Annotated in this window: 16 protein-coding genes; 5 read left to right on the top strand and 11 right to left on the bottom strand. The window is 73.3% G+C overall.

Annotated features, from left to right (window positions below):
* Position 1: 1 nt before the first annotated feature.
* The 4 genes from ACIQVI_RS27735 to ACIQVI_RS27720 form a co-directional block, all read right to left on the bottom strand.
* Positions 2–382 (bottom strand): VOC family protein, encoded by a 381-nt coding sequence (locus ACIQVI_RS27735; protein ID WP_403600653.1) that lies wholly within the window; start codon positions 380–382, stop codon positions 2–4.
* Positions 383–492: 110 nt separating this feature from the next.
* Positions 493–1059 carry a hypothetical protein gene (locus ACIQVI_RS27730; protein ID WP_351973730.1) on the bottom strand — a complete coding sequence of 189 codons (567 nt, stop codon included), beginning with the start codon at positions 1057–1059 and terminating at the stop codon, positions 493–495.
* Positions 1060–1091: 32 nt separating this feature from the next.
* Entirely contained in the window at positions 1092–2417 is a 1326-nt protein-coding gene (locus tag ACIQVI_RS27725; RefSeq protein WP_403600648.1) for a UDP-glucose dehydrogenase family protein, read from the bottom strand.
* Positions 2418–2513: 96 nt separating this feature from the next.
* Positions 2514–3806, bottom strand: coding sequence for an LCP family protein (locus ACIQVI_RS27720; RefSeq protein WP_351973732.1), 1293 nt, complete (start codon positions 3804–3806; stop codon positions 2514–2516).
* A gap of 130 nt (positions 3807–3936) precedes the next feature.
* On the opposite strand from ACIQVI_RS27720, the gene ACIQVI_RS27715 reads away from it, so the two are divergent.
* Entirely contained in the window at positions 3937–4470 is a 534-nt protein-coding gene (locus tag ACIQVI_RS27715; protein ID WP_121829844.1) for an acyl-CoA thioesterase, read from the top strand.
* 90 nt (positions 4471–4560) lie between these two features.
* Here ACIQVI_RS27715 and ACIQVI_RS27710 read toward each other — a convergent pair whose 3' ends face one another.
* Positions 4561–5934 carry an LCP family protein gene (locus tag ACIQVI_RS27710; protein WP_403600644.1) on the bottom strand — a complete coding sequence of 458 codons (1374 nt, stop codon included), beginning with the start codon at positions 5932–5934 and terminating at the stop codon, positions 4561–4563.
* Positions 5935–6196: 262 nt separating this feature from the next.
* Between ACIQVI_RS27710 and ACIQVI_RS27705 the strand changes: the two genes are divergently transcribed.
* Positions 6197–7216, top strand: coding sequence for a glycosyltransferase family 2 protein (locus ACIQVI_RS27705; RefSeq protein ID WP_403600641.1), 1020 nt, complete (start codon positions 6197–6199; stop codon positions 7214–7216).
* An 82-nt stretch (positions 7217–7298) separates the two neighbouring features.
* On the opposite strand, the gene ACIQVI_RS27700 is transcribed toward ACIQVI_RS27705, so the two are convergent.
* The 4 genes from ACIQVI_RS27700 to ACIQVI_RS27685 form a co-directional block, all read right to left on the bottom strand.
* Positions 7299–9050, bottom strand: a complete 1752-nt coding sequence (locus ACIQVI_RS27700) for an LCP family protein (protein ID WP_403600638.1) — start codon at positions 9048–9050, stop codon at positions 7299–7301.
* A 50-nt stretch (positions 9051–9100) separates the two neighbouring features.
* On the bottom strand, positions 9101–10852 hold the full coding sequence (locus tag ACIQVI_RS27695; RefSeq protein ID WP_403600635.1) for an LCP family protein: 1752 nt from the start codon (positions 10850–10852) through the stop codon (positions 9101–9103).
* Positions 10853–11126: 274 nt separating this feature from the next.
* Entirely contained in the window at positions 11127–12359 is a 1233-nt protein-coding gene (locus ACIQVI_RS27690; protein WP_351970549.1) for an LCP family protein, read from the bottom strand.
* 220 nt (positions 12360–12579) lie between these two features.
* Entirely contained in the window at positions 12580–13332 is a 753-nt protein-coding gene (locus ACIQVI_RS27685) for a TIGR03089 family protein (RefSeq protein WP_403600632.1), read from the bottom strand.
* A 137-nt stretch (positions 13333–13469) separates the two neighbouring features.
* On the opposite strand from ACIQVI_RS27685, the gene ACIQVI_RS27680 reads away from it, so the two are divergent.
* The 3 genes from ACIQVI_RS27680 to ACIQVI_RS27670 all read left to right on the top strand — a co-directional run bounded on the left by ACIQVI_RS27680 (position 13470) and on the right by ACIQVI_RS27670 (position 17411).
* On the top strand, positions 13470–15161 hold the full coding sequence (locus ACIQVI_RS27680; protein ID WP_403600629.1) for an N-acetylmuramoyl-L-alanine amidase: 1692 nt from the start codon (positions 13470–13472) through the stop codon (positions 15159–15161).
* A 107-nt stretch (positions 15162–15268) separates the two neighbouring features.
* The gene (locus tag ACIQVI_RS27675) at positions 15269–16351 is read left to right on the top strand and encodes an NDP-sugar synthase (RefSeq protein ID WP_351970546.1); all 1083 of its coding nucleotides are present in this window, start codon (positions 15269–15271) and stop codon (positions 16349–16351) included.
* An 88-nt stretch (positions 16352–16439) separates the two neighbouring features.
* Positions 16440–17411 carry a DNA-3-methyladenine glycosylase family protein gene (locus tag ACIQVI_RS27670; protein ID WP_403600626.1) on the top strand — a complete coding sequence of 324 codons (972 nt, stop codon included), beginning with the start codon at positions 16440–16442 and terminating at the stop codon, positions 17409–17411.
* Between the two features lie 19 nt (positions 17412–17430).
* On the opposite strand, the gene ACIQVI_RS27665 is transcribed toward ACIQVI_RS27670, so the two are convergent.
* The gene (locus ACIQVI_RS27665; RefSeq protein WP_403600623.1) at positions 17431–18735 is read right to left on the bottom strand and encodes a coenzyme F420-0:L-glutamate ligase; all 1305 of its coding nucleotides are present in this window, start codon (positions 18733–18735) and stop codon (positions 17431–17433) included.
* Positions 18732–19688: a 2-phospho-L-lactate transferase gene (gene cofD / locus ACIQVI_RS27660; protein WP_403600620.1), complete on the bottom strand. Its 957-nt coding sequence runs from the start codon at positions 19686–19688 to the stop codon at positions 18732–18734. The genes ACIQVI_RS27665 and cofD overlap by 4 nt, the downstream gene beginning before the upstream one ends.
* Positions 19689–19697 lie beyond the last annotated feature (9 nt).

Genomic DNA, 19697 nt, shown 5'->3' with positions numbered 1-19697 from the left:
CCTACAGGTCCACGCAGAGGCAGAACGGGTGCCCGACCGGGTCCGCGTACACGCGGAAGTCGCGGTCGGGCCCGCCCGCGTCGAGCAGCTTGGCGCCGAGCGCGAGCACCTGCTCCTCGCCCCGGTCGAGGTCGTCCACGGTCAGGTCCAGGTGGAACTGCTGCCCGCCGTCCTCCTCGGGCCAGCGCGGCGCGACGTACCCGGCGACCTCCTGGAAGGCGAGTTGGGTGCCGTCGTGCCCGGAGAGGACCACCCAGGAGTCCCCCTCCTCGGAATCCTCCGAGACCTGCGGCGAGCCGCCGAGGATCCCGGCGTAGAAGGTGGCGAGGGACAGCGGGTCGGGACAGTCCAGGACGACGGACCGCAGGGTGGCGACGGGCATGGCTCTCCTCTTTCACAGGGGTCTTTCACAGGGGCTCCGCGCGGGTTCCGCGGAAGCGGGAGTGTTCTCCTGTTCCCGCCTACCCACTCCGCTGCCGGGCAAGGCCCCGGCTAGTCCTCCAGGAGCTCCAGTTCCGCGTCCGTGAACCGGGCCGCGCAGGCGTCCTCCGTGGCCGTGATCGTGGCCATGCGGAACGCGTCCGTGTCGGTGTGCCGGGCGAAGAGGGTCCACCCCCGCTTCTTGTACTGGGCCATCAGCACGAAGCCGTCCTCGTCGAGCGTCACCCGCTCCACGGGCCTGTGCTCCTTCCAGCCGCGCTCCGCGAGGGCCGCGAGGACGTCGCGGAACCGCCGCTCCGCCTCGGCGGGCTTCTGGTCGCGGGTGGACCAGACGGCCGAGCAGGCCGCCATCCGGTCCGCCACGTCCTTCCGCTTCCGCTCCTCCTCGGTGGCCGGACCGCCGGACGGGTCCACCGGCTCCGGGGACTTCGGCTGCGCCGCGCCGGGCAGCCCGGCGGCCTTCCCCGCCGCGTCCAGGTCCGCCTGGGCGGCCTCCCTGCCGAAGGCGGCCGGGGCCTTCGAGCCGCCCTCCGACCCGCCGCCGCACCCGGTGACCAGCACCGCTCCGACGGCCACGGCGGCCATCGTCCGTACGAATCCGCTCATGGTGGTGCTCATCGCGCCGTTCTTTCCCCCCAGGTCCCCGGGCCCTACGCCCGCGGACGTCCCATCGCCCGGTACGTCCAGCCCGCGTCGCGCCACCGCGCCGCGTCGAGCGCGTTGCGGCCGTCGAGGACGATCCGGGCGGACACCGCTTCGCCCAGCTCCGCCGGGTCCAGCTCGCGGAACTCGCGCCACTCCGTCAGGTGCAGCACCACGTCCGCCCCGCGCACGGCCTCCAGGGCCGAGTCCGCGTACCCCAGGGTCGGGAAGAGCCGGCGGGCGTTCTCCATGCCCTTCGGGTCGTAGACGGTGACCTGGCCGCCCTGGAGGTGTATCTGCCCGGCCACGTTCAGGGCGGGGGAGTCGCGGACGTCGTCCGAGTCCGGCTTGAAGGTGGCGCCGAGGACGGCGACCCGGCGGCCCAGGAAGGAGTTCCCGCCCAGGACCTCGCGGGTCATCTCCACCATCTGGCCGCGCCGCCGCATGTTGATCGAGTCGATCTCGCGCAGGAAGGTCAGCGCCTGGTCGGCGCCCAGCTCGCCCGCCCGGGCCATGAACGCCCGGATGTCCTTCGGCAGGCAGCCGCCGCCGAAGCCGATGCCGGCCCGCAGGAACTTGGAGCCGATCCGCTCGTCGTGCCCGATGGCCTCCGCCAGCTTGGCGACGTCGCCGTCGGCGGCCTCGCAGACCTCCGCCATCGCGTTGATGAAGGAGATCTTGGTGGCGAGGAAGGAGTTCGCGGCGGTCTTCACCAGCTCCGCCGTCGGGAAGTCGGTCACCACGAACGGCGAACCCTCCCCGACCGGCACCGCGTACACCTCGCGCAGCAGCTTCTCGGCCCGCTCGCCGCGCACGCCGACCACGATCCGGTCCGGGTGCAGGGTGTCGCCGACGGCGAAGCCCTCCCGCAGGAACTCGGGGTTCCAGGCGAGCTCGACGCCCGCCGGGAGCAGGGCCGCGAGCCGCTCGGCCGAGCCGACCGGCACGGTCGACTTGCCGACGACCAGGGCCCCTTCCCGTACGACCCCGGCGAGGGAGGTGAAGGCGGCGTCCACGTAACTCATGTCACAGGCGTACTCGCCGTGCTTCTGCGGGGTGTTGACGCAGACGAAGTGCACGTCGCCGAAGGCGCCCACCTCCTCCCAGGAGGTGGTGAACCGCAGCCGGCCGCTCGACCCCTCGATGCCGGCGACGTGCTTCGCGAGCAGGTCCTCGAGCCCCGGCTCGTACATCGGGACCCGGCCGGAGGACAGCAGCTCGATCTTCTCGGGGACGACGTCGAGGCCGAGGACCTCGAATCCCAGTTCCGCCATGGCCGCGGCGTGGGTGGCGCCGAGGTAGCCGGTGCCGATCACGGTGATCTTGAGGGCCATGCGGTACTCCAGAGGGGTCGGGCGGAATGCCTGCCCGAGCATAGCCGTGCCCTGGTGGGGGGCTCGGCCGTGCCCCGGCCCGTCCGTCCCCCGGGGTCAGCGGTTCGACTCGACCGTGACCTTCTGGTCGTTCCTGATCTGCTCCACCAGCTGCTTCACCTTCGGCATGTCCCACTTCAGGGAGCCCTGCGGGGCGGTGCCCGAGATCGGGATGTTCATGGACTTGCCGTCGCCGCCGCTGATGCCCTTCATGGCGAAGAACATCTTGCCCAGGTCGTACAGGGACATGTCCTTGTCCACGATCAGCGTGTCCAGGCCGGCGCCCAGCGTCGGGTACAGCGCGAACGGGTTGAGGATCGTGCCCGGCGTCGCCGCCTGGTTGGCCAGGGCGGAGAGGAACTTCTGCTGGTTCTTCGTCCGCGCCAGGTCCGACTCGGCGAAGGCGTACCGGGTGCGGACGAAGGCCAGGGCCTGCTCGCCGTTGAGGGTCTGCGTGCCGGCCTGGAAGTCCGCGCCGGACTTCTTGTCCTTGAAGCCCTTCTCGATGTTCAGCTCGACGCCGCCGAGCGCGTCCACGATGTTCGCGAAGCCGGCGAAGCCGATCTCCGCGTAGTGGTCGATGCGCAGCCCGGTGTTGTACTCCACGGTCCGCACGAGCAGCTCGGGGCCGTCCATCGCGTACGCCGCGTTCAGCTTGGAGCCGCCGCGGGCCCCGTACTTCTTGCCCGACTCGGAGCCGACGAACGACGGGATCGTCACCCAGGAGTCGCGCGGCAGAGAGACCATCGTGTTCCCGCTGGAGCAGGCCGCGAGGATCATCATCGAGTCGGTCCGCTTGCCCTCGGCGGAGCCGGTGTGCAGCTTCTTCTTCTCCTCGGCCGACATGCCCTCGCGGCTGTCGGAGCCGACGATCAGGTACGTGGTGCAGTCGCCCTCGGACGGGCGCTCGATGACCTTGGAGAGGTCCACCTCGTTGCGCATCTGCGAGCTCGCCCAGGCGTACGTGCCGATGCCCCAGGCGAGGACGCCGACGACCAGGACGATCGAGCCGACCTTGATCCGCTTGCGCCAGTCGGGGGCGGGACCGCTCCCGGAGCCGCCGGAGCCCGGGGGCGCGTACTGCGGGGGGATGCCGCCCCGGCCGTCGCCGCCCTGGGGAGCGCCGCCCTGGGCGCCGCCGTAGACCTGGCCCGTGTTGTAACCGGAGTCGTAGCCGGTGCCCTGAGCCTGGGTGAAGCTCGGGTTGTAGTCCCGGTCCTGGCCCTGGTCGTAACGGGGCGGCTGCTGCGGAACCTGCGGGCGCTGCACGTGGCTCATCCTGCGAGGACCCTCGGGCCGGGGGTTCGCGGGGCCGCGGCCGTATCCGCCGTCATCGGGCCAGTCATTCATGGGGAACAGTGTGCCGGGCGGGGGTTTCCCGGCGACAGGGCGGGTGGAGGATCGGGGCGGTGCTGTTGCCAAGCTGATGCAAAGCGGACCGAACGGGGGCGTCACGGAGGTCCGGCATAAGGTGGAGGGCATGACAGATCAGGGCGATATCCCGGGCAAGCCCACCTCGGCCTCCCGCACCACCCTCAGCCACATCATGACCAGCCACGACACCAACCTCCTGGGCACGGTGCACGGCGGCGTGATCATGAAGCTGGTGGACGACGCGGCGGGCGCCGTCGCGGGCCGGCACTCGGGCGGGCCCGCCGTGACCGCCTCCATGGACGAGATGGTCTTCCTGGAGCCCGTCAGGGTCGGCGACCTGGTCCACGTGAAGGCCCAGGTCAACTGGACGGGCCGGTCCTCCATGGAGGTCGGCGTCCGGGTCATGGCCGAGCGCTGGAACGAGTCCACGCCCGCCACCCAGGTCGGCTCCGCCTATCTGGTCTTCGCGGCCGTCGACGCGGAGGGCAAGCCCCGCCCGGTCCCGCAGGTCGTCCCGGAGACGGAGAAGGACAAGCGCCGCAACCAGGAGGCCCAGATCCGCCGCACCCACCGCCTGGCCCGCCGCCAGGCGATCAAGGAACTCCGGGAACGCCGGGTGGCGGAGGGGTACGAGGACTGAGGCGTACGGGGACCGGGACGTACGGGGACCGAGGCGTACGAGGACTGATCCGTACGGGGCACACGGGGCCGGACTCCGGCCCCGGCCCGATCACGGGCACACCACCTGGTCGCCCGTCACCGCCTCGAACGGCTTCTCCGGCTCCTCCGCGCGGACCGCCCGGACGCCCTTGTAGTCCGCCCCCACGACCACCCGCAGCGTTCCGCCCCTGCCCGCCACCGCCTTCAGCTCCGCGCCCGGCAGGGCCGCCGCCAGGGACTTCGCCGAGCGGTCCCAGCGCGGGTCGTACTCCACGACCGTGCGCTCCCGCTCCGCCCCCTCCGCCGTCCTCGGCGTCCGGGTGGTGGCGAAGCCGGTCCCGCGCAGCGCGTCGTCGACCTTCCGGCCGAGGCCGTCCGTCCGGGTCCCGTTGTAGACCTGCACCCGGACCGTGTCCGGCGCCACGTCCACCACGACGTCCTTCGGCGCCTTCGCCGAGGTCGCCGCCTTGCGCGGGGCGATCGGCCGGTCCTCCCGCAGCGCCTGGAAGAGCTGCTGGGCCTTCGCCGCGTCCCACTTCACCGTCGAGCCGATGCCCTTCACCGGGAAGCTCATGTCCCCGACCGGCACGGACACGAACTCCGACGACGCCGGCGTGAAGCCGCGCATCGCCTTGGAGAGCGACAGCATCTGGTCCGTGCCGAAGCCCTCGTCGGCCCGTACGGAGCTCAACATGCTGGTGGCCACCGCCCGGAACCGCACCGGGTTGAACAGCACCCCGCCGCTCGTCACCCGCTCCACCAGCGCCGCCACGAACTTCTGCTGCCGCTGCATCCGCCCGATGTCGGCCGCCCCGTCGATGTGCCGGGAGCGCACGTACTGCAGGGCCTGCCCGCCGTCCAGCTCGTGGGAGCCGGGGGCCAGGTCGAGCCCGGTGTACGCGTCCTTCAGCGGCTTCGTCGTACAGATCCGCACCCCGCCGACCGCGTCCACGGTCCGCATGAAGCTGGTGAAGTCGACCTCCAGGTAGTGGTCGATCTTGACGCCGGTCATCGACTCCACGGTCCGCACGGTCAGCGCGGGCCCGCCCTCCGCGTAGGCCGCGTTCAGCTTCACCGGGTGCGCGTGGTGCTTCTCGCCGCTGGTGAGGTCGGTGTGCTCGGGCATCTCGGCGTACGAGTCGCGGGGCAGGCTCACCACGCTCGCCCGGTCCCGGTCCTCCGAGACGTGCACCAGCATCACCGTGTCGGTGCAGTTGCAGGGCGCGCCGCCGAGCCGGTACTTCGCCCGCTCCTCCGCGCTGATCCGGTCCCGGCCGTCCGTGCCGACGACGAGCACGTTCATCCCGTGCCCGGCCTGCGGCCGGTTCTTCATGTCCTTGAAGGGGTCGACCCGGGTGAGCCCGGTGTCCAGGCCGGTCACCAGGGCGTGCCCGATCCCGCCCGCCGCGAGGACCGTCACGGAGAGCGCCGTCGCCATCCGCATCCCCCACCGGGGCCGCCGCGGCCGTCGCGCCGGTACGCGGCGGGCGGCGGGCCGGGGACGGGGCGTGCGGGGCGGTGTGGGCACGGACGGACACCTCCGCGGGTGGGACAAGGGGGCCGTGAGCACCGTAGGCCCATACGATCAGCGCAAGGGGCCGCCACCCGTGCGGCGCGCACCCGTGTCCCCCGTTCGCGGTAACGTGGCGGACGAAAACACCGTCTCCGTCTCGCGGGGGACACCCCTCCCGCACCGCCGAGGAACCATGCTGCCCCCCGTCTCCGTGATCATGCCGGTCCTCAACGAGGAGCGGCACCTGCGCAACTCCGTCCGCCACATCCTGGAGCAGGAGTACGACGGCGAGATGGAGGTGGTGATCGCGCTCGGCCCGTCCACGGACCGCACCGACGAGATCGCCGCCGAACTCGTCCGCGAGGACCCCCGCGTCAAGACCGTGCCGAACCCCACCGGTCGTACGCCCGCCGCGCTCAACGCGGCGATCGGCGCCTCCCGCCACCCGATCGTGGTGCGCGTCGACGGCCACGGGATGCTCTCCCCGAACTACATCGCCACCGCCGTGCGGCTCCTGGAGGAGACCGGCGCGCAGAACGTCGGCGGCATCATGCACGCCGAGGGCGAGAACGCCTGGGAGGACGCGGTCGCCGCCGCGATGACCTCGAAGATCGGCGTCGGCAACGCCGCCTTCCACACGGGCGGCGAGGCGGGCCCCGCCGAGACCGTCTACCTGGGCGTCTTCCGGCGCGAGGCCCTGGAGCGGCAGGGCGGCTACAACGTGGAGTTCATCCGCGCCCAGGACTGGGAGCTGAACTTCCGGATCCGCGAGGCAGGCGGCCTGATCTGGTTCTCGCCGGAGCTGCGCGTCCAGTACCGCCCCCGCCCGTCGGTGAAGGCGCTCGCCAAGCAGTACAAGGACTACGGGCGTTGGCGCCACGTGGTGGCCCGCTACCACCAGGGCTCCATCAACCTCCGCTACCTGGCCCCGCCGACCGCCGTCTGCGCCATCGCCGCCGGCGTGGTCGTGGGCGCCCTCGTCACCCCGCTCGGCTTCGTGGTCCCGGCCGGCTACCTCGCCGCGATCACCGCCGGTTCGGTCCCGGCGGGCAAGGGCCTCCCGCTCAAGGCCCGCCTCCAGATCCCGGTCGCCCTCGCCACCATGCACATGTCCTGGGGCTACGGCTTCCTCACCAGCCCCCGCTCCCTCGCGAGGAAGGTCATCGCGAGCCGCCGCCCGGCGGTGACGGCGGGGGAGACGGAGACGGTCTGAGGACCGCGTCCGCGTCCGCACACGGCGACGGCCGGACCCCTTTCCGGGGTCCGGCCGTCGCCGTGTGCGCGGGGGAGCGGGGTCAGCTCTCCCCGTCCCACTGGTAGACCGAGTAGACGTCCATGCACTCCGCCTTGTCGTCGGCGCCCTCGGGCAGGTCGCCCGCGGTGTGCGTCGGCCGCTTGTAGACCGAGCCCTCGCGCCAGTCGCCGCCGATGATGAGCTTGATGCCCTCGGCCTTGGCGTCGATCCGGACCGCGGAGTCGGGCAGCCCGAGCGCCTTGGCCACCGACTGGGCGTTCGCCTTGCCCTGGTCGCCGTCGTCCTTGGGATAGACGACCACGGTGTCCTTGCGGGGACCGCCCTCCTGGGAGGACTCGGCCCGCGTGAAGCCCTTGCCCTGGAGGGTCTCGGCCAGCGAGCGGGCGCGGCCCTGGACGGCCGGCTCGCCGTTGCCGTCGGTGCCGTTGACGATCGTCACGCCGAAGGAACCGGGGGCGTCGGCGGGCACCTTCGGCTTCGCGGAGGCCGTCGGCTTCGGCTTGGCACCGGCCTTGTCGCCGTTCTTGTCGAAGGCGACGTCGTCACGGAGCATCGTCCACATCTTCTCGGCGGACGCCGGGATCATCTCCAGCCACGCGTCGGGGTTCAGGGGATAGGGCTTCGTCGGGACCGTCGCCGTCGTCAGACGGTCGAGCTTGACGTTCTTGAGCTGCATCGACAGGTCGAAGAGCTTCTTCACGCTCTTGATCTCGTCGGAGACCTGGAGGGCCCGCGTGGCGGTGTCGGCCAGACCCATCAGACGGCCGCTGTCGCTCCAGGCGTTCTGGCTCTGGAGCTTCTTCATCATGCCGTTCATGTACATGTGCTGGGCCTTGGCGCGGTTCTGGTCGCTGCCGAACGCGTGCCGGGTGCGCAGCCACTGGAGGGCCTGCTCGCCCTGGATCTCGGTGGTGCCCTTGCGCAGCTTCAGGCCGGAGCCGCCCTTCACCAGCCGGGTCGACTTGTCGTGGACGCCGGTCTTCACGCAGACCGGGACGCCGCCGACCTCGTCGGCCATCGCCACGACACCGGCGAAGTCGACCATCATCCAGTGGTCGATGTAGACCCCGGTGAGGTTCTCCCAGGTGGTGAGGGTGCAGCCGGGGCCGCCGCGCTGGAGGCTCTCGTTGATCGGCCGGTTGGTCGTGGCCGGGTAGGTCGTGCCGTCCTTGTCCTTGCACTCGGGGATCGGGACGACCGTGTCGCGCGGGACGGAGACGATCGAGGCGTTCTCCCGGTCCGCCGAGATGTGCAGCAGCATCTGCACGTCGGCCAGCGGCTTGCGGTCCCGGTCGTTCTTGCCGCCGCCCAGGGCGACGTTCTTCTCGTTGGCCCGGTCGTCCGAGCCGATCATGAGGATGTTCAGCGGGGTGTCGCCCAGCGCGTTCGGCGCGGCCTTCTTGACGCCGCTGTTGCCGCCCGCGCGGCTGCCGCCGCGGATGTTGCCGTTCAGGTGCTCGTAGTACAGGTATCCGGCGCCGGCCGTCCCGAGTATCAGCACCGCCAGGGTGATCGCCACCCAGCGCAGGGCCTTGCGCTTGCCGGTCTTCTTCCCGGCGCCGTTCTTGGGGCGCCGCCGCGAGCCGCCGCCCCCGCCGCGGCGGCCGCTACGCGCGTCACCGCCCGCCGTGCCGCGCCGCCGTTCCGCGCGGGTCGTGCCGTCCGGGGCCGGAGCCTCCTCGGAGGCGCCGGTCGCCTCGCCGGCCCCGTGCAGGTCGTCGTCCCAGCCCAGTTCACGGGCACGGGGTACGTCTCCCCGCGTTCCCTCCCCACGCACGCTGCTCTGTCCCACCCCAGGTCCCCTCGTGAATCAGGAGTGCGCCGAGTCCCGGTGTTTCCGGGTCACTTGGCGCACACCTGCTGGTCAGCTGCTACCTTCTCGACGTCCGGCGCCTTTGCCGGACCGGTGACGGGCACCCCCGCGCCCTTGAAGTCGGCGCCGAGGACGAGCGTCATGGGCTCGCGTACCCCGGCATCCTGCGTGCCAGGCTTCAGAGCCGTGGCGGGCAGGCCCATCAGGTCCGCGAGCTTGCGGGCCTGGTCGGCCTGGTTCGGTGCGTAGGTGAGCGTGGTCTTCGCCGCCTTCTCGGGGGCGTTGCTCCTGTTGGTCGAGCGGAGCACGCCCTCCTCGTTCTGCAGCCAGCTGAGGGTCGACTGGGCCGCCCCCTGGATGCCGCTGCCGTTGTAGACGTCGACGCGCACGTCGGCGGCGGTGGACCGCTCGCCCTTGAGGAGCGCGGCCTGCGCCTGCGACTGGGCGTTCTTGGCGTCCTGCTCCTTCTTCTTCACCTCGGTGAGCGAGGTGTCGGACTGCAGGGCGGCGAAGAGCTGCGGCGCCTGCGTCGGGTGCGGCACCACGGTGACCGGCTTGGGCTCGTCCGGGTTGTCGATGACCGGCAGGGTCGCGAACGCGATGTTCTTCGTGTCGATCCCGGAGAGTTCCTTGGCCAGGTCCTGGAGCTTGGAGAGGGACCCTATGCCCTTGTCGACGGTGAGCGCCTTCGTCGCCGCCTCGGCGAGGTCGAGCAGCTTCGTCGGGCTGGTCAGCGTCTCGTCCGACTTCATCTGCCGGATCATCGAGCCCAGGAACTGCTGCTGGACCTTGATCCGGTCCAGGTCGCTCTTGTTGCCGAAGCTGGAGCGGGTGCGGACGAAGGCGAGCGCCTGCTCGCCCTCGATGAGCGACTCGCCGGCCGGCAGTTTCAGGTGCGACTTGGGGTCGTTCACCGGCTTCTCGACGCAGACCTTCACGCCGCCGACGGCCGTGGTCAGCTCCTTGACGGCGTTGAAGTCGACCATCATGAAGTGGTCGACGTCCAGGCCGGTCAGCTCCTTGACCGTGCGCATGGTGCAGCCGGGGTCGCGGCCGTCCTGGCCGAGGCTCACGTTGAAGCGGGCCTTCTGCTGGCCGGGGATCGTGAGGATCTTCCCGTCCGGCTGCCGGGTCTGGCACTCGGGGATCGTCGTCATCAGGTCGCGCGGGATGGAGAGCGCCGTGGCGTTCGTCCGGTCCTTGGAGACGTGGAAGAGGATCGTGGTGTCCGCGTGGCCGGGGCTGTTGGCGTCGCCGTAGCCGCCGTTGCCCGCGCCGGTCCGCTTGTCGGTGCCGATGATCAGGACGTTGAAGGCCTCGCCCTTGCGGAAGCCCTTGCTCTCCACGCCGACCGGGTCGACGACGTGGATGTTGCCGTCCAGCTTGTTGTAGAGCAGGTACGCGCCGGTGGCGCCGCCCACGAGGACGAGGGCCATCGTGCCGCCGGTCCACAGCAGCGCCTTCTTCTTGCGGGAGGCGCCCTGCTTGGGCCTGCGGCGGCTCGGGGGCGCCTGGCGGCCGCCCCGGGTCTGCTCGGGGACCCTGCGCCGGCGCTGGCCGGGGACGGGGGCCTCGGTGGCGGTGTCCTTCGCGGGGGCGTCGGTCGCGGTGCCTCTCCCGGAGGCCGTCGTGGGGGCGGAGGATCCGCGGGGCCGGGACGGGGCCGCCGGCTGCTCAGCGGAGCGGTCCAGTCGCAGTTCGTAGTTGCCCGTCTGCGGGTTGAGCACCCACTGGTCGGCGGGGTCGATCTCGTCCGCCCGTCCACGGCTGTGCGCGTCCACGGTTACTCGAGTCCTCCGTCGGTGCCACGCGAGGCGCCTTCCCCACGGGGCGCCGCTCTCTCGGTCGTTCGATCCCTGGTGAGGTGTGACGACCACGTGGTCGGGGTACACCGGATCGGGTCACAGTATCCGCCCAGTTCAGCGCGGGGCGACGTCCGTGACAAATTCCACGCCCCTTACAACCGGGCAATCCGCTCAAACCGCATCCCTCCCCGCCCTCCCCTTGGTTCGCCCTTTACCCGCCCTTCTCACGACCCCCTCCGCGCCCTCCCGGTCAGGAGCACGCGCCCTCCGCCGCGTTCCGTCCGGTGAAGGTCGGCGTCGGGGTCGGGCCGGGCGTGGCCTCCGTGCCGCCGGGCTCCCGGCCCCCGGTCTTCTCCCCGGGGTCCCCGGGCTTCACGACCACGGGCCTGTCCTCCCGCAGCTCCTCGAAGAGTTGACTGGCGGCGGGCTGTACCAGTTCGTCCCGGTTCGCGTTGTACGTGTACGGGCGGCGGGGGACCGTGAGGAACTGCACCCGCTCGGTCGGGATCGCCCGCATCGAGCGCGCCAGGTCGTAGAGGTCCCGCAGCGAGTCGAGCCCCGCGTCGGTCGTGATCGACTTCGTGGCCGCGTCCAGGACCGGATAGAGCCGGGCCGGGTTCAGCAGCACCCCGTTGCTCTGCACCTTGTTGACGAGTGCGCCGAGGAACTGCTGCTGGCGGTCCATGCGTTCGGTGTCGCTGCCGTTGCCGAGCGACTTCCGGGCCCGTACGAAGCCGAGGGCCTGCTCCCCGTGGAGCGTCTGGCGCCCCGCCGGCAGCTTCAGGTGCGCGTCCTCGTCGTCCACGGGCTCCTTGAGGCAGACCTCCACCCCGTCCACGGCGTCCACCATCTTCTTGAAGCCCTGGAAGTCGATCACCATGTGGTGGTCGACCCGCGTCCCGGTCAGCTTCTCGACGGTACGGATCGTGCACGCCGTGCCGCCGACCTCGAAGGCCAGGTTGAACTGCGCGAACTGCTCCCGGGTGCGGGTCCCGTCCGGCTTGCGGCAGCTGGGGACCGTCACCATCAGGTCGCGGGGGAGGGAGACGGCGGTCGCGCTCTTCCTGCCCGCCGACAGGTGCAGCAGGATCATCGTGTCGGAGCGCTGCGTGCCCTTGTCCCTGCCGTACCGCTCGTTCCCCTCGCCGGACCGGGTGTCCGAGCCGATGAGCAGGATGTTCCGGGCGGCCGAGGCACCGGCCGGCGGCCGCTCCTTCTCGTACCTGCGCAGCTCGTCGGCGGCGGTGGTGTCCGTGGTGATGTTGCCGTCGAGCTTCCGGTAGAACCACCAGCCGGCCCCGGCCGCGCCGAGGACGACGACCGAGACGCCGAGGGCCGTCCAGCGCAGCCAGTGGCGGCGCTTCCCGGGGGCGGGCCCCTCCGGGCCGCCGCCCGCCGCGTCCTCCGCCCCCGCGCCCCCGGGCTCCCCGTCCTCGGGCACCGGGGGGTCCGGTTCGGCGGGCGTGCCTGCGCGGTCCGTCACGTCTGGGTCCGTCCTTCGTGGCGTCGGCGGCGCGCCGGACGGCCGCCGGCCGGGGAAGGGGCCGGCCGGGCCCGACGCGTGGTGGTGCGGAAGGAGACGACTCCCCTCCACCGATCATCCACCGGACCGGGCGCGCGAACCCGGGGACCCGGCCCGTCGCTGGGCCGAACGGGTGCGGTTCCACCGGGTCGTACGGCGGCGGGGCCGCGCGGCGGCGCGGTCACACGGCGGTGTCCGTCACCCGCTCGCTCTCCACCCGCTTCTCGAACGCCTCGGGCGCGAGCCGGTCCAGGTTCCGGCAGAGCACCACCGAGCCGCCGGCGGCCAGCGGCGCGTACAGACCGGTCGAGACGCCGGTCCAGTCCCCGTAGCCGAGCCCGGACAGCAGCCGGGAGCCGGGTCCGAGGCCGAGCGTCGCCGCGTCCACGCGGGCCTGCCCGACGAGCTCGACGCCACTGCGCTCCGTACCGTCGACGACCAGGGCGGGCGCGTCCGGATCGACCGGGACGAACGGGGCGAACCGGTCGCCCTGGCTCGGCACCTCCACCGCGTAGTCCGCGTAACCGGCGGGCGCGGCGGGGAACCGGCGGCCCAGCGGCGCCAGGGAGAGCGCGATCCGCTCCCCGGAGCAGGCCAGACCCGCGTCGAGGGTCTCCGGGCCCGCGACCACGACGTCCGCGCCCGAGGGGTCGCCGCCGAGCTCGACGGTCACGCCCACCGAGGAACAGGCGAGCAGCCAGACGGCGGTCTGCCAGTGCGCGGGCAGCAGCAGCGCGACCCGGTCGCCGGGTCCGGCGGACAGCTCGCCCTGGATCAGGTTCGCCGTCTTGGCCACCCAATTGGCGAAGGTGGCGACGGACAATTCCACCCGTTCACCGGTGGCGTCGTCGTAGAAGGTGACCAAGGGGCGGGCGGGGTCCGCGGCGAGCGCGGATCGCAGCAGGTCGGCGGGGGTGCGGTCGCTGGCGTTCACGCCGGACAGCGTACGCGGGAGGGCCCGCCGGGGTCCGCCGTACCGGTGACGCCGTCCACCGGTCGGACCGATCGGCCTCCGCTTTCCGGGCGGTGTTCCGCCGCGCGGAACGGCGTGGCGCTCCGCACGATCGGCCCATGCGTGCCTCACTCGCCTCCTCGATCGCCGTCACCTGCGCGGCGGTACTCGCCCTGCCGGTCTCCTCCGCCGCGCCCGCGGCGGCCGAGGTGCTCGGGCAGCCACCGGCGGCCTCCGCGCTGCCACCCGCGCCCGACCTCTCGGGCTCCACCCAGTCCCTGCCGCTCGCCCCGCTCGGCCCCTCCTCGCGGTCCGGCGGAGGCGCGGGGGAGCAGGGGCTCACCCGACGCGACGTCAAGCCCTTCTCGCTCGTGGGCGTGGTCTGGGACGACCCCAGGGCCCCGCTGCACGGCACCGTCCAGGTCCGCACCCGCGCCACCGGCACGGACACCTGGTCGGAGTGGCAGGACGTGGAGACCCACAACGACGAACACGGCGCCGACCCGGACAGCGCGGAGGGCACCTCCCGGGCGCTCCGCGGCTCCACGACCCCGCTGTGGGTCGGCGACTCGGACGGCGTCGAGATCCGCGTACGGGCGGAGGCGGGCGAGACGGACGGCGCACCGCCGCTCCCGGCCGGCCTGCGCCTGGAACTCGTGGACCCGGGCGAGGACCCGGAGACGACGGCGGACACGGAACCGGTCCTGGAGACGGAGCCGGGCACGGAGGGGATCCCTGATCCGGACGCGGAGCCGGGCACGGACGCCGACGCGTTCGCGGAGCCGGTCCCGGAGACGGAGCCGTTCGCGGAGACGGAGACGGAGACGGAGCAGGTCCTGGCAGCGGATTCGGCCCCGGAGGCGGCGTCCCAGGCGGCCCCGCCCCGGACCCGTACCGCCGTCGCACCGGCCACCGCGCCCCCGCCGCCCCCCGCCCCGGCCGCGACGGTCGCGGCGGCCGCACCCACCACCACCCAGGCCCTCCCGGCCTTCCCGGCCTTCCCGGCCCTCCCCGCCTTCTTCGCGGGCACGGGCGCGGTCGACTCCCCGCTCGCCTCCCCGCTCACCCCGTACGCCGCGCCCTGGCTCCCGGCCCTGTCGAAGGAGGCGACCGAGGCGATGGCCTCGTACCTGCCTCCGTTCCTGCCGCGCACGCCCGCGTCCGGATCCGAGGCGCAGGCGCCGGTCCAGGCCGCGGCCGCGCCGTACATCGGTCCCCGGCCCGCGATCGTCACCCGCAAGGGCTGGGGCGCGGACGAGTCGATCCGCGAGAAGACCTTCGTGTACACGAACACGATCAAGGCGGCCTTCGTCCACCACAGCGCCACCGGCAACAACTACACCTGCGCCCAGGCCCCCTCCGTCCTGCGCAGCATCTACCGCTACCACGTCCTGAGCAGCGGGTGGCGGGACTTCGGCTACAACTTCGCCGTCGACAAGTGCGGAAACATCTACGAGGGCCGGGCGGGCGGCGTGGACAAGCCGGTGCTCGGCGCCCACACCCTCGGGTTCAACACCAGCACGATGGGCATCGCCGTCCTCGGCACCTTCAGCACGACCGCCCCGCCGGCCGCCTCCGTGACCGCCGTCGCCCGTCTGACGGCCTGGAAGCTCGGGCTCCACGGGATCAACCCGAAGGGGACGGTGACCCTGACCTCGGGCGGCGGAAACCTGTACGCGAAGGGCAAGAAGGTGAAGTTCCACGCCATCGCCGGACACCGTGACGGATTCGCCACGGACTGCCCCGGATCGCTTCTGTACGGCAAGCTCGGCACCGCCCGGACGAGCGCGGCGTCGTACCAGGGGAGGTAGAGGGGGGACCGCCGGGGCAACCCTCTGCATAAACTGACCGGTCATATCGCAGGGACGACCGAAAACGGACGTGCCGACGGCCCCGGACAGGAAGCAGAGACGACAAGGTGACAGAAGCGATCCTCCTGGTCGGTGGCAAGGGGACACGGCTGCGGCCCCTCACGGTCAACACGCCCAAGCCCATGGTCCCGGCGGCGGGCGTCCCCTTCCTGACGCACCAGCTGGCCCGCGCCCGCGCCGCCGGCGTCGAGCACATCGTGCTCGCCACCTCCTACCTGGCCGAGGTCTTCGAGCCGCACTTCGGCGACGGCTCCGCGCTCGGCCTGAGCCTGGAGTACGTCACCGAGGAGGAGCCGCTGGGCACCGGCGGCGCGATACGCAACGTGGCCCCGCGCCTGCGCTCGGGGCCCGACGACCCGGTCCTCATCTTCAACGGGGACATCCTCACGGGCCTCGACATCGGGGCCCTGGTGGAGACCCACTCCTCCTCCGGCGCGGACGTCTCGCTCCACCTGACCCGGGTGGACGACCCGCGCGCCTTCGGCCTGGTCCCCACGGACCCCACCGGCCGCGTCACGGCCTTCCTGGAGAAGCCGCAGACGCCGGAGGAGATCGTCACCGACCAGATCAACGCGGGCGCGTACGTCTTCCGCCGCTCGGTCATCGACACCATCCCCACCGGGCGCCCCGTCTCGGTGGAGCGCGAGACCTTCCCGGAGCTCCTGGCCTCCGGCGCCCACCTCCAGGGCATGGTCGACTCCACGTACTGGCTGGACCTCGGCACCCCGCAGGCCTTCGTGCGCGGCTCGGCCGACCTGGTCCTGGGCCGCGCGCCCTCCCCGGCCGTGCCGGGCCGCTGCGGCGACCGCCTGGTGCTGCCGTCGGCGCGCGTGGCCCCGGACGCCAAGCTGACCGGCGGCACGGTCGTCGGCGCGGACGCGGTCGTCGGCGAGGGCGCCCGCATCGTCGGCTCCACGCTCCTCGCGGGCGCGGTCGTCGAACCGGGCGCGGTGATCACCGACTCCCTGATCGGCGCGGGCGCCCACATCGGCGCGCGTACGGTCCTCAGCGGGGCGGTCATCGGCGACGGCGCCCGGGTCGGCGCCGACAACGAACTCCGCGACGGCATCCGCGTCTGGTGCGACGCCACCCTCCCGGCGGGCACGGTCCGCTTCTCGTCGGACCAGTAGCCCGGGAGGACGGCGGGGGCGCACCGGGCCCCCGCCGGTCCGCCCCGAGGACCCCGGCCGCGCCCCCCGCCCCCGCTACGCTCGTCCCATGGCCGGCCGCTTCCCCCAGAGACCCACCGCCGCACCCGTACGGGCCGCCGGCCCCGTCCCCGCGCCCCGCGTCCGCTCCCTCGCTCTTCCCGGAGGGACGGACCTCGGCCTCACCCTCGGTCCCCTGCGCCGGGGCCCGGCGGACCCCGCCTTCCGGGCGGTCCGGGACGGCTCGTTCTGGCGGGCCTGCCGGACGCCCGGGGGCCCGGGGACCCTCCGCGTCACCGCGAGGGACGGCGTCGCGGAGGCGCGGGCGTGGGGCGGGGGCGCCGAGTGGCTCCTGGACCGCCTCCCGGCGCTGCTCGGCGCCGAGGACGACCCGGCCGCCTTCACGCCCCGCCACAAGCTGCTCGCCGCCGTCCACCGCCGCCGCCCCGGCCTGCGCCTCGTCCGCACCGGCCTGGTCCTGGAGTCCCTGATCCCGTCGGTCCTGGAGCAGAAGGTCACGACGGACGAGGCCTACCGGGCCTGGCGGCTCCTGGTGCGGAAGTACGGGGAGCCCGCGCCGGGCCCGGCCCCCGACGGCCTGTACGTCATGCCGGACGCGCGCGCGTGGACCCTGATCCCGTCCTGGGAGTGGCACCGCGCGGGCGTGGACGACAGGCGGGCCGCGACGGTCCTGCGCGTGTGCCGGGCGGCCCGCCGCATGGAGGAGGCCGCCGGCATGACCCCGTCCGAGGCCCGCAGGCGCCTGGAGCTGGTCCCGGGCGTCGGCCCCTGGACCAGCGCCGAGGTGGTCCAGCGCTCCCACGGCGCCCCCGACGAGGTCACCACCGGCGACTACCACCTGCCCGGCATCGTCGGCTGGGCCCTCGCGGGCGACCGCACGGCCGACGACGCGGCCATGCTCGACCTCCTGGCCCCTTACGCGGGCCAGCGCCACCGGGCCGCCCGCCTGATCCTCCTCAGCGGCCGGATCCCGCCCCGCCGGGGGCCCCGCATGACCCCGGGGAACATCGCGGCCCTCTGACCCCGGCCCGGCCGGTGGGTCAGCGCACCTCGACGAACTCCGAGGCCGTCCGCGCCGCCCGCTCCCGGGGCGGGGCCGCCGGATGCCCGATCGCGACCGCCCCGAGCGGGTCCCAGTCGTCCGGGAGCCCGAGGACCTCCCGTACGACGTCCCGGCAGAACATCGTCGAGGACACCCACGCCGAGCCGAGCCGCTCGCCCGCGAGCGCCACCAGGAAGTTCTGCACGCCCGCGCCCGCCGCGACCAGGAACATCTCGCGCTCGGCGGTGTCCCGGCGCGGGTCGCCGTAGTGGTGGGAGCCGTCCATGACCAGGCACGGCACCGCGAGGTACGGCGCGTTCCGCAGGACGTCCCCGCGCCGGACCCGCTTCGCGATCGACTCCTCGGACTTCCCGTCCCGCCGCAGGTCCGCGATCCACGCCTCCCGCATCGCGTCGAGCAGCCGCGTCCGCGACCCCGCCGACTCCAGGAGCACGAACCGCCACGGCGTCGTGTGGTGCGGCGCCGGGGCCGTCACGGCCGCGGCGACCGCGCGCCGCACCGCCCCCGGATCGACCGGCTCGGCCGTGAACTCCCGTACGGTCCGCCGCAGCGTCACCGCCTCCCGTACGGCCTCGGAGGTGCCCAGCCGGAACATGTCGTCGGCGGCACCCCGCACGAGCGCGCGTGCGCCCGGCTCCCCGTCCCCGCCCACCACGTGCGGCAGGCCCCGGACGACGGCCACCGGAAGCCCGGCGGTCTTGCCCTTCACCAGGTCCCCGGCGGCGGCGAGTTCGTCGGCGGTGGCGACCACGGTCGCGCTCAGCGGATTGCCGTGCGCGTCGGTCCCGCCGCGCAGGTCGTCCAGGACCCGCACCCCGGCCGCCCCGATCGCCACGTCCGTGAGCCCGCCGCGCCAGGGGCGCCCGAAGGTGTCCGTGACGACGACGCCCACGTCCACGCCGAGCGCCTCGCGCAGCCCCTCGCGGATCCGGCGGGCCGAGGCGTCCGGGTCCTCGGGCAGCAGGAGCACCGTCCCGGCGGGGGTGTTGGAGGCGTCGACCCCGGCGGCGGCCATGACGAGCCCCTGCCGGTTCTCCACGATCCGCAGGGCGCCGCGCCGCGCCACCACCCGGACCGTCTCGGCGTCGATGGCCTCCTCGCGGTCGCCGGCGGCGACCACCCGCCCCTCCGCCTTGCTCACGATCTTGGAGGTGACGAGCAGCACGTCCCCGTCGGCGAGTTCCGGGGAGGCGGAGGCGATCAGCTTGGCCAGGTCGTCCCCGGCGGCCACCTCGGGCAGCCCCGGCAGCGCCCACACCCGGTAGGCGGGGGCGGCGGTCACCCGCGTACCTCCTCGGCAAGGGCGAGCGCCGCGCGGGCCATCGCGGCCGTCGCGTCCACGTCCGTCATCATCAGCGGCACCGCGCGGCAGGCGATGCCCGCCGCCTCGACGTCCGCGACCGCGCCCGCGTCCACGGTGTCCACGAGCCAGCCGTCGAGCAGCTCGGAGCCGTAGTGCCGGGCCACCGCCGCCGCCGTGGACTCCACGCCCACCGCCGCCAGGACCTTGTCGGCCATGCCGCGCACGGGCGCGTCCCCGACGATGGGGGAGAGGCCCACGACCGGCGCCCCGGCGGCGGCGACCGCCTCGCGGATCCCGGGCACGGCCAGGATCGTGCCGACGGACACGACCGGGTTGGACGGCGGGAAGAGGATCAGGTCCGCCTCCGCGATCGCCTCCAGGACGCCCGGCGCGGGCTTCGCGGCCTCCGCGCCGACCGGCACGACGGCCTTCGCGTCGACGGAGGCGCGCAGCTTCACCCAGTACTCCTGGAAGTGCACCGCCCGCCGCTCCCCGTCGACCTCGATGGCCACGTGGGTCTCGACGCGGTCGTCGGACATGGGCAGGAGGCGCACGCCGGGCCGCCAGCGGGCGCACAGCGCCTCGGTGACGGCGCTCAGCGGATAGCCCGCGCCGAGCATCTGGGTGCGGACGATGTGGGTCGCGAAGTCCCGGTCGCCGAGGCCGAACCACTCGGGCCCGACGCCGTACGCCGCGAGCTCCTCCTTGACGGTGAAGGACTCGTCCTCACGCCCCCAGCCCTGCTCCTCGTCGATGCCGCCCCCGAGGGTGTACATCACCGTGTCCAGGTCGGGGCAGACCTTCAGCCCGAAGAGATGGATGTCGTCACCGGTGTTGCCGACGACCGTGATCTCCGCGTCCGGCACGGCCTGCTTGAGGCCGCGAAGGAAACGGGCACCACCGATGCCGCCTGCCAGAACCACAATGCGCATGTACGGCAG

It is taken from the genome of Streptomyces sp. NPDC098101, assembly GCF_044760185.1.
Classification (GTDB): domain Bacteria; phylum Actinomycetota; class Actinomycetes; order Streptomycetales; family Streptomycetaceae; genus Streptomyces.
This window is presented reverse-complemented; position numbering and strand designations above follow the sequence as displayed.